The sequence below is a fragment of the Collinsella aerofaciens genome (assembly GCF_009876115.1).
GTDB lineage: Bacteria > Actinomycetota > Coriobacteriia > Coriobacteriales > Coriobacteriaceae > Collinsella > Collinsella aerofaciens_N.
The window spans coordinates 42542-51825 of the sequence record NZ_WWSY01000013.1 but is presented as its reverse complement, the minus strand read 5'-3'; the positions used below and the strand labels follow the sequence as shown (position 1 = coordinate 51825).

8 protein-coding genes and 1 tRNA gene are annotated in these 9284 nt (G+C 61.8%); 2 read left to right on the top strand and 7 right to left on the bottom strand.

Going from position 1 to position 9284, the window contains the following annotated elements; translation table 11 throughout:
* Nucleotides 1-176 precede the first annotated feature (176 nt).
* The 5 genes from proB to GT571_RS07525 form a co-directional block, all read right to left on the bottom strand.
* Nucleotides 177-1304, bottom strand: coding sequence for a glutamate 5-kinase (gene proB / locus GT571_RS07545; RefSeq protein ID WP_161156424.1), 1128 nt, complete (start codon nt 1302-1304; stop codon nt 177-179).
* 76 nt (nt 1305-1380) lie between these two features.
* Nucleotides 1381-2886, bottom strand: a complete 1506-nt coding sequence (locus GT571_RS07540; RefSeq protein ID WP_161156422.1) for a nicotinate phosphoribosyltransferase — start codon at nt 2884-2886, stop codon at nt 1381-1383.
* A gap of 83 nt (nt 2887-2969) precedes the next feature.
* Nucleotides 2970-3389: a hypothetical protein gene (locus GT571_RS07535; RefSeq protein WP_161156420.1), complete on the bottom strand. Its 420-nt coding sequence runs from the start codon at nt 3387-3389 to the stop codon at nt 2970-2972.
* Between the two features lie 65 nt (nt 3390-3454).
* Nucleotides 3455-3527 (bottom strand) — tRNA-Ala (locus tag GT571_RS07530).
* A gap of 151 nt (nt 3528-3678) precedes the next feature.
* Nucleotides 3679-4617 (bottom strand): radical SAM protein, encoded by a 939-nt coding sequence (locus GT571_RS07525; protein WP_161156418.1) that lies wholly within the window; start codon nt 4615-4617, stop codon nt 3679-3681.
* 528 nt (nt 4618-5145) lie between these two features.
* On the opposite strand from GT571_RS07525, the gene GT571_RS07520 reads away from it, so the two are divergent.
* On the top strand, nt 5146-6345 hold the full coding sequence (locus GT571_RS07520) for a glycosyltransferase family 4 protein (RefSeq protein ID WP_161156416.1): 1200 nt from the start codon (nt 5146-5148) through the stop codon (nt 6343-6345).
* A 159-nt stretch (nt 6346-6504) separates the two neighbouring features.
* Nucleotides 6505-7554 carry a tryptophan--tRNA ligase gene (gene trpS, locus GT571_RS07515; protein ID WP_118079659.1) on the top strand — a complete coding sequence of 350 codons (1050 nt, stop codon included), beginning with the start codon at nt 6505-6507 and terminating at the stop codon, nt 7552-7554.
* Between the two features lie 401 nt (nt 7555-7955).
* Here trpS and GT571_RS07510 read toward each other — a convergent pair whose 3' ends face one another.
* Nucleotides 7956-8276, bottom strand: coding sequence for an MGMT family protein (locus GT571_RS07510; protein ID WP_161156414.1), 321 nt, complete (start codon nt 8274-8276; stop codon nt 7956-7958).
* Nucleotides 8277-8356: 80 nt separating this feature from the next.
* On the bottom strand, nt 8357-9211 hold the full coding sequence (locus GT571_RS07505) for a DegV family protein (protein ID WP_161156412.1): 855 nt from the start codon (nt 9209-9211) through the stop codon (nt 8357-8359).
* Nucleotides 9212-9284: the final 73 nt, after the last annotated feature.

Here is a 9284-nt window from a genome sequence, read left to right as displayed (position 1 = left end):
GAGGTCGCCGCGGACGGGTTGATATAGGGAGAGGGCCTGACCCCATATCGTTGGGGCCAGGCCCGATTTTGCCTCTTGACAATGTCCTGCTCATATTAAAAGGAACGTCCCCAAGTGCCGGCACGAGATAAAGAAAGACAGTGCTGCGGGAAAACGATCCGCAGCACTGTCTTTCTTTATGCAAAGACGATTAGATTGTCCCTGTGGATCGCGGGCTTTTCGGCCAGGTCTGCCAGCAGGCGGTTGCTGGCGATTTGGTCCTGGCGGCGGCCGGCAGCAAGCTCCAACACGTCCGAATCGGCCTCGGCGATACCACGGGCGACGACCATACCGCTCGGGTCGCACACATCGAGCACGTCACCCTCGGCAAACTCGCCATCGACCTCACGAATACCCACCGCAAGCAGGGACGACCCGTGGCCGACCAGCGCTTTCGCGGCACCGTCATCAACCGTCACCGAGCCGTGGGCCTTGTCGCCCAGCGCGATCCACAGCTTGCGGGGCGCAATGTCCAGACGCTCAGCCGGCGGATCGAACAGCGTGCCCACGCTCTCGCCGCGGGCGAGGCGCACGAGCGCATCGGGCTCCTCGCCCGAGCAAATCACGCTCTGAATGCCAGCCGTCATCAAAATGCGGCTCGCGCGAATCTTGGTGATCATGCCGCCCGTACCCACCGAGGTCGAAGAATCGCCCGCCGAGGCGATGATCTTGGCATCGATCTTATGCACGACCGGGACAAACTCGGCCGTCGGGTCCTCGTGCGGATTGGCGGTGTAGAGGCCGTCGATGTCGGACAGCGTCACGCACAGGTCGGCGGAAACCAGGCAGCTCACAAGCGCCGCCAGCGTGTCGTTGTCGCCGAACTTGATCTCGTCGACGGTAACGGTGTCGTTCTCGTTGACGACCGGCACCACGCCCAGCTCCACCAGACGCAGCAGGGCGTCGCGCGCGTGCAGATAGGACGTGCGACGCGCCGTGTCGTGACGTGTGAGCAGCACGAGCGAGGTGAGCAGATCACGTGCATGGAACTCCTCGTCGTAGGCCGACGAGATGATGCACTGACCGGCCGAGGCGCAGGCCTGCAGGCTCGGCAGGTCACCAACCGGCTTGCGGTCGAAGCCCAGCACGGGATAGCCACAGGCGATGGCGCCCGAACTCACCACGACCAGACGCCAGCCGAGCTTGCGCAGGACAGCAGCCTGATCGGCAAGCCCGCCGATAAAGGCGCGGTTGACCTTGCCATCGGCGCCCACCACCGTGGACGAACCGATCTTAACCACCATCGTCTTATAAGAAGTCGTCATACGTCAAACCAATCGAATGCTGAGCGAGCGAACGGGTGAGCGAGAATATAATCCGCTTTCCTCCGTCGCATGCAGATCATTTTGCCCAGGGGAAAGCCGATGCCGCGGCCATGTTCTTGCGCACGAGCTCGTCGCGCACCTGGGCCAGGCCCTGTTCCATACCCACCACGTAGGTCTGCGGATACAGGAAGCGCTTAAAAGCCGCGTCCAGATGGTCGAGTGCCCAAGCACAGCGCTCGCGCGCATCCTCGATGCTCTCACGCGGAGTCACCGCACTGCCATCGCGCACGATCGGCACCAGCAGCTCGCGATACTCAAGCTCCGACACATCGGTTACCAGGGCAGCATCGTTCACGGCCACGAGGGTATTGCCACGCGCGGCGCCCTCCCCCGCCAGATGGTCCTCGTCATAGATCATGTCACAGACCGGGCCGCCAAAGCCATCGTAATAGCGGCGCACACGCTGCACGCCCGGAATCGTGCGCTTGTAGGGCTGCTCGGAGAGCTTCACCACCGGCGTCCACGGGTCCGCATCGCTCGCACGACGGGCGGAAAGCTTGTACACGCCGCCCAGCGCCGGCTGATCGTAGCAGGTCGCGAGCTTGGTGCCCACGCCAAAGCTGTCGATGGGTGCGCCCTGGTCGAGCAGCGACTGAATCGTGTACTCGTCCAGGTCGTTGGACACCGAGATCCCCACATAAGGCAGGCCCTCGGCATCGAAACGACCGCGGACATACTTGGAGAGCTTGGCCAGGTCGCCCGAGTCAATGCGAATAGCCGACAAGCGCTCGCCCGCCGCCTCCATCTCCTTGGCAACCGTAATGGCGTGCTCGCAGCCCTCGCGCACATCATAGGTGTCGATGAGCAGCGTGCAATTCTTGGGGCTCGACTTGGCAAAGGCGCGGAAGGCCTCGAGCTCGGAGTCAAAGCTCATCACCCAGCTGTGCGCGTGCGTGCCAAAGACGGGGATGCCGTAACGGCGCCCGGCAAGTACGTTAGACGTGGACGAGCAGCCGGCCACATAGCTTGCGCGGGCGACGGCCAGACCACCATCGGGACCCTGGGCGCGGCGCAGGCCAAACTCGGCGACGGGACGGCCGTCCGCCGCCAACACCACGCGCGCCGTCTTGGTGGCGACGAGCGTCTGGAAGCCGACGATGTTGAGCAGCGCCGTCTCGAGCAGCTGGCACTCCAGCGCTGGACCGGTGACGCGCACCATGGGCTCGCGCGGAAAAACAAGCTCGCCCTCGGGCACGGCGTCAATGTTCACGTGCGCGCGGAAGTTGCGCAGGTAGTCGAGGAATGCGGGCTTAAACATCGCACCGCCGGCGGGAGCCTGAAGCGAGGCTAGGTACTCGATGTCCTCGGACGTAAAGCGCAGATTCTCGACAAGCTCGGGAAGCTCGGCGGTGCCACACATGACGGCGTACGCGCTGCCAAACGGATGGTCACGGTAAAACGCCGTAAAACAACCTTGCTCATTGGCTTTGCCGCTCTCCCACAGGCCCTGGGCCATAGTGAGCTCGTACAGATCGGTGAGCATTGCGATGTCGGTGGGATGCGAGATGTCGGTCAAAGCCATGGGGCGACCTTTCGGATGCGTTGTACAGAGGTTGAGGGTTGGACAGGGCGGAATACGCGAGCGGGGCGCCGGGTGCGGTTCGGTTAGTGCAGCCCCATGCTGCCCGTGATCGTGTAGCCCATAAAGACGATAAACCCAATCAGGGCGAGCGCGATGATGAGCTTTTGAGCCGGCGGCATGCCGGGGATATCGTCCTCGTCCACAGGCTCTTTAGAGGTGACCATGCGCTGGGCAAACGTCATCTCGTCACGGCTCGGCTTGGAGGCGGCGGGCTTGGGACGAGCGGCTTTTTTAGGCTGAGATTTGGGCGCGGTCGGCGCCGGCTCGGATGCGGCCTTGGCAGCGGCCTCCTCGGCCTTCGCACGCTCGGCGCGCAGGGCGGCCAGCTCCTCACGCTCGCGACGAGCCTTTTCCTGCTCCTCGCGGCGGGCCTTCTCGGCGCGGAGCTTTTCCAACTCGGCGCGCTCCTCGTCAGACAATGGTTGGGACTCAAGCTCGGCCATAGTACAGCCCTTTCTTTTTAAAAAAAGCCGCCGACACAATGTCAGCGGCTTATCAAATCCAAGGGTGGAGACGAAGGGAGTCGAACCCTCGGCCTCTGCCATGCGACGGCAGCGCTCTCCCAACTGAGCTACGTCCCCAGGACAAGTTGATATTTTACCTACGGCTCGCCAACTGTCAACGCCCAATACCCAGTCTTTTTGGGACGGGGCCATTTTGACTAATTTTCGAGCAGGCAATCCTCTCGATGATTTTTTAATCCCCGTCCCAGAAAAATCATCCGCGTGCGTACTACTTTGCGCTGGTGAGGACACCGGTGGTGTCAAACGCCGGGGTGAAGCTCTCGTCTACCGCACCGCCCTCTTGCCAGAACATCGTCGTAAAGCCCAGGTCGTCGGCATGGTCGAGCACCCGCTCGTACTCCTCGCGCGTCACGGCACGCGCCAGGTCGCCGCCCTGCTCGCGCATGAGCGCATTGGGCGTGTACTGGTTCATGACCGAGATCGGCACATCGCCCACCGTCTGCCACACCAGGTCCAGCACGCGACACGAATCGTCCGCATGCCCCGGCAGCACCAGGTGACGCACGATCATGCCGCGCTTCATGAGCCCGTCCTCGTCCACCAGCTCTCCCCCGCGGCGCTCGATCTCGCGTGCCATTTGCGCTAAGCCCGACACGGCCACGCGCGGGTAGTCCTTAATGTGGGAAAGCGACTGCGCAAGCCCCGCATCGGCATATTTAAAGTCGGTAAGCCACACATCGACCAGATCGCCGAGCGCAGCCACGGCACTCGCGCGCTCATAACCGCTCGTGTTGTAGACGATTGGGATGACCAGCCCGCGCGCCCGTGCCGCGGCAATCGCGGCCGGCAACAGGTGCGCGTAGTGTGTCGCCGTCACCAAGTTAATATTGTTCGCACCCTGGTCCTGCAGCTCCAACATAATCTCGACCAAGCGCTCGGGCGAAATCTCAAGTCCAAAATTGCCCGTCGAGATCTCGTGGTTCTGGCAATAGACGCATTTGAGCGAGCAGCCACTAAAGAAGATCGTGCCCGAGCCGGCCTCGCCCGAGATAGGCGGCTCCTCCCACATATGAAGCGCCGCGCGGGCCACCTTAAGTGTGTCGTTAGCACCGCATACGCCGGACGCACCCTCACCGCGCGCCGCACCGCAACGGCGCGGACACAAATGGCAGGCGGGCGAAAAAAGTTCGGTCAACGACGTCGGCATAAAAAACATGCTCCAAAACAACGATTCAGCAGCTCAAGCGCAAAAGGACCAACCGCACAGACGGCTCGAGCCCAAGGCGCCGTAATCGTCCGACACGATTTTTGTAATGTCAAGACTGGAATCCACAAAGTGCCGCTTTATGATGTAGGTATTCCGCCCCCCGCGGAGCAACTGGGTGAACCGTCGCGTTTATTTAGGGAGCCCACACAGTCGTACCTAGTACAGGTATCCTTCGTTGTTAAGGACGCTGGAACAGTCGATGAGGGCACCCACCTGTTTTAGGTGGGTTCATTTTCGTAACGTGGGGGGTGGTTTTCTTTTGCCGAAACTCGCCATTGCAAATCCCGCCCAGATCCCCAAAAGGCACCAGGCAGAGCCCCACTATCACTCGAATATCTGGTAAGCGCGTGATTATCGCCCCGTGCAATTCTTCACACCCTCCTTGGTCGAGTATCATGGGTCAGCTATACCCTTTGCGGCATGGCATCCTTTGACCTTTTCCTTCGACGCTTGGCGGTTTATCGATCCATGGCTTCCTCCACGAGCTTCATACCGTACCTTTGCGTGGCGGTCGCGGCTTTTATCACGACCTTCCTTGCGGTGCCCCTGGTCAAGCGCCTGGCAATCAAGCTCGACGCCGTCGACTATCCTTCCAAGCGCCGTATCAACACTAAGCCCATCCCGCGCATGGGCGGCACGGCGGTCTTTTTGGGCCTCGTCGTCGCCTGCACCGTGCAGATCCTAGGCACCTGGTACCTGGGTTGGCCGCCCGTTTTGGTGCCCCACCCCCGTCTGCACATCAGCTACCCCATACTTGCGCTTTCTTTTACCGTCATCTTTGCGACCGGCGCGATCGACGACGTCTTCCAGCTCAAGCCCAAGCAAAAGCTGGCCGGCCAGGTCCTCGCCGCGCTCATCGCCTGCGTGGGCGGCCTAAAAATCGGCGTCATCGTCAACCCGTTTGCCCCCGGCGAGATTATGCTCGGCTGGCTCGCCTACCCCATCACCGTAGTCTACCTGGTGGCGTTCACCAATATCATCAACCTCATCGACGGCCTTGACGGCCTGGCGACGGGTATCTGCGGCATCGCATCGTTCACGATGTTCTCGATGGCCGTTCTCTCGGGCCGCATCGATGCCGCCGCGCTCTCCATCGCGTTGTTTGGCGCCTGCTTGGCCTTTTTGCGCTACAACTTCAACCCCGCGAGTATCTTCTTGGGCGACTCGGGTTCACTGCTGCTGGGCTTTGCGCTGGGCTCCATCTCGCTGCTCAACGTGAGCCGCACCGCCGCGCTCACCTCGCTCATCATCCCGCTCATCGTGGCCGGCGTGCCCATCATCGACACGTTTAGCGCCATCGTGCGCCGCAAGCGCGCCCACATTAGCATTGGGCAGGCCGACAAGGGCCACATCCACCACCGCCTCATTCAAGAGGGCTACAACCAAAAGCAGGCCGTACTGCTCATCTACGCGTGGTGCATTATGCTTTCGGCCGGCGCCGCCGCCATCAATCAAGTCGAGGTCCCCATGCGCGTGCTCATCTTTACCGTGCTCGCCATTGGCTCCGCGGCCTTTGCCAAGCACCTGCACCTGTTTGAGCCCGTACTGCGCCACCATTACAACAAGCGCACGCACGAGGACGAGCTGGTAACCCCCGACGACCCCGCTTTTAAGCAAGAGGAGCAGGCAGCCGAGGAACGTAAGGAAGAGCGCCACCGCAAGCTCTAGGGTAAGCTGCCGAGGATGTGCCCAGGCACCGTTGGCCAAGCGCAGCCGCGCCGCACCCAGCGCGCAAGCCGCCCCTCTCCCGCCCCTCGCGTACTTACGCCCTGGCCCTCCAATAAACGCGTTATCATCTTGACCCATGAACATACGTTAGGAGCAATCATGCCAAACGAGAACAGCTACGAAGTCGCACTGCAAAAGAGCAACGCCATTCGCGAGGGCCTGGCCAAGACGCCCGAGAAGTTCACCATGCTTACCGGCGACCGCCCCACCGGCCGTCTGCACCTGGGCCACTACTTTGGCACCCTCAAGGGCCGCGTTGAGTTGCAGAACATGGGCGCCAAGACCAACGTGCTCATCGCCGACTACCAGGTCATCACCGACCGCGACACCACCGAGCACATCCAGGACAACGTGTACAACATGGTCATGGATTACCTTGCCTGCGGTATCGACCCCGACAAGACCATGATCTACGCGCACTCCGCCGTGCCCGCCGCCAACCAGCTCATGCTGCCGTTCCTGTCGCTGGTGTCCGAGGCCGAGCTAGCGCGCAACCCCACCGTTAAGGCCGAGATGGAGGCCTCGGGTCACGAGCTCACCGGCCTTCTGCTCACCTACCCGGTGCACCAGGCCTGCGACATCCTGTTCTGCAAGGGCAACGTGGTGCCCGTCGGTCGCGACCAGCTGCCGCACATCGAGCTCACCCGCACCATCGCCCGCCGCTTTAACAACCGCTACGGCAAGGTATTCCCCGAGGTCGACGCACTGCTGTCCGAGACCCCGCTGCTGCCCGGCCTGGACGGCCGCAAGATGAGCAAGAGCTACGGCAACGCCATCAACATCTCGATGACCGCCGAGGAGACGGCCAAGCGCATCAAGAAGAGCCAGACCGACTCCGAGCGCATGATCACGTTCGACCCCGAGAACCGCCCCGGCGTGTCCGGCCTGCTTTCGACGGCCGCCATCTGCACCGGCCGTTCCGAGGTCGAGATTGCCGAGGAGATTGGCATGGGCGGCTCCGGCCAGCTCAAGAAGTACGTGACCGAGGCCGTCAACGAGTACTTCGCGCCGATCCGAGAGCGTCGCCAGCGCTATGAGAACGATCTGGACTATGTGAAGGACGTGCTGCACGAGGGCAACCGTCGTGCCAACGAGATTGCCGAGCAGACCCTGGCTGAGGTTCGGGACGCCATGGGCATGGTGTACTAGACCGATCTGCTGGCTAGAACTTTCGATTGCTTTAGGGCGGGCGCTACGGCGTCCGCCTTTTTTGTTGCCTGACCGGTTCGGCTCTGCCCATTGCACTCTCCCGACAAACAGGAACGGGCCCGCTGGCAGTCAGTTGCCAGCGGGCCCGTTCCCGAAGTACACCGTTGAATCGCACAGAGGGGAGGAATGCGAATCAAACTCAACAGGGCAGGCTTTTTCATCGCCTATTGCCTGCTCCGTTGCTGAATACAATATAGTTCACCGTGGTTTACTTTCTAACGGCAACATACGCCGCCACACCTTCTCCATAAGTTAGCCCCGGTAAACCTACCAAATAGGGACAGCGTTCCACCACGATGGGGACAGGCACCTTTGTGGTGGTTTTGGCCACGGCAGAGCTGTTAGAGTCCGGCAGGCCAGCGACAGGCGCTCAGATCGACGTGCATGGGATCGGTAAACGTCACGCCCTCCCCCATTAAGAGTTCACGCTGAGCATCGGGGCCGCCAAAGGCAAAGCCCTCACAGATACGGCCGTCGGCAAACACCACACGATGACAGGGAATTTGGCCAGGACGCGGGTTGCTATGCAGCGCATAGCCCACATAGCGCGCGCTTCGTGGGCGACCGGCGAGCAGAGCCACCTGACCGTAGGTGGCGACCATCCCCTCGGGAATCTGCTCGACTACCTCGTACACCCGCTCAAAAAAGCCCTCAGACGCCATCGCTCGCTCCCTTCCACCCGGAAAAGCATAAACCACCACAAAGGTTCACAGGCACCTTTGTGGTGGTTTTGATCGGAAAGCTAGTTGGCTGGCTGGAAGAAGGCTACGGCCACGGCACCGGGGCCTACGTGGGTGCCGATGGTGGCGCCGATGGTGTGGACGGGCAGCTCGCCCTCGGTGTGGCCAGCCCACAGTGCCGCGCTGTCCTCGATATACTTCTTGAGCACCGCATCCGAGAGGCCCGTATAGCCCAGCGCCAGCGGCATGGAAAAGTCGATGCCGCCTGCCTTTTCGACCTTTTGGTTCAGCAGGTTGCGGCCGTTCTTGGAACCGCGCGCCTTGCCCAACTGCACGATCAGTCCGTCCTCGGCAGCCACAACGGGCTTTACGTTGAGCAGCGTACCCACGGCGCCGGCCGCAGCAGACAGACGACCGCCGCGCACCAGGTACTCAAGCGTCTCGAGTAGGCCGATGACGACCACACGGTCGCGGACTGCCTCGACGGCCGCCGCGATCTGGGCCGCACTACGGCCCTCGTCCACCAAGCGCAGGGCATACTCGACCAGCACGCGCTCGCCAAGCGTCACGTTATTGCTGTCTACCACGAACACGTCGCCGCCCGGCGCCTCGGCAAGTGCGGTACGGGCACTCTGATTGGTGCCCGAAAGCTTGGCGCCCACGGTAATAATCACTGCCTCGTCGCCGGCCTCACGCGCCTCGGCAATCGCCTGCGAAAACGCGTACGGGTTAACCTGGCCGGTCTTGGGCAGCTCATCGCGCTCCACGAGCATCTCGTAAAAGCGCTGGTGATCGATGTCGACGCCATCCATATACACATCGGTGCCAAAGGTGACGGACAGCGGCAGAACACGCAGAGCGGGGTGCTCCGCCGGCGACATATCGCTTGCGGAATCGGTAATAATACGGACGGACATAACAAATCCTTTCTTGCGCAGGTCTCGTGCAGGGAATTTAGACAGCAATGCCCCGGCACGGCATGCGCGCTCA

What these genes read in the sequence shown, in the direction of transcription:
- proB (WP_161156424.1), bottom strand. Translation starts at nt 1,304, where the DNA reads ATGACGACTTCTTATAAGACGATGGTGGTTAAGATCGGTTCGTCCACG.
- GT571_RS07540 (WP_161156422.1), bottom strand. Translation starts at nt 2,886, where the DNA reads ATGGCTTTGACCGACATCTCGCATCCCACCGACATCGCAATGCTCACC.
- GT571_RS07535 (WP_161156420.1), bottom strand. Translation starts at nt 3,389, where the DNA reads ATGGCCGAGCTTGAGTCCCAACCATTGTCTGACGAGGAGCGCGCCGAG.
- GT571_RS07525 (WP_161156418.1), bottom strand. Translation starts at nt 4,617, where the DNA reads ATGCCGACGTCGTTGACCGAACTTTTTTCGCCCGCCTGCCATTTGTGT.
- GT571_RS07520 (WP_161156416.1), top strand. Translation starts at nt 5,146, where the DNA reads ATGGCTTCCTCCACGAGCTTCATACCGTACCTTTGCGTGGCGGTCGCG.
- trpS (WP_118079659.1), top strand. Translation starts at nt 6,505, where the DNA reads ATGCCAAACGAGAACAGCTACGAAGTCGCACTGCAAAAGAGCAACGCC.
- GT571_RS07510 (WP_161156414.1), bottom strand. Translation starts at nt 8,276, where the DNA reads ATGGCGTCTGAGGGCTTTTTTGAGCGGGTGTACGAGGTAGTCGAGCAG.
- GT571_RS07505 (WP_161156412.1), bottom strand. Translation starts at nt 9,211, where the DNA reads ATGTCCGTCCGTATTATTACCGATTCCGCAAGCGATATGTCGCCGGCG.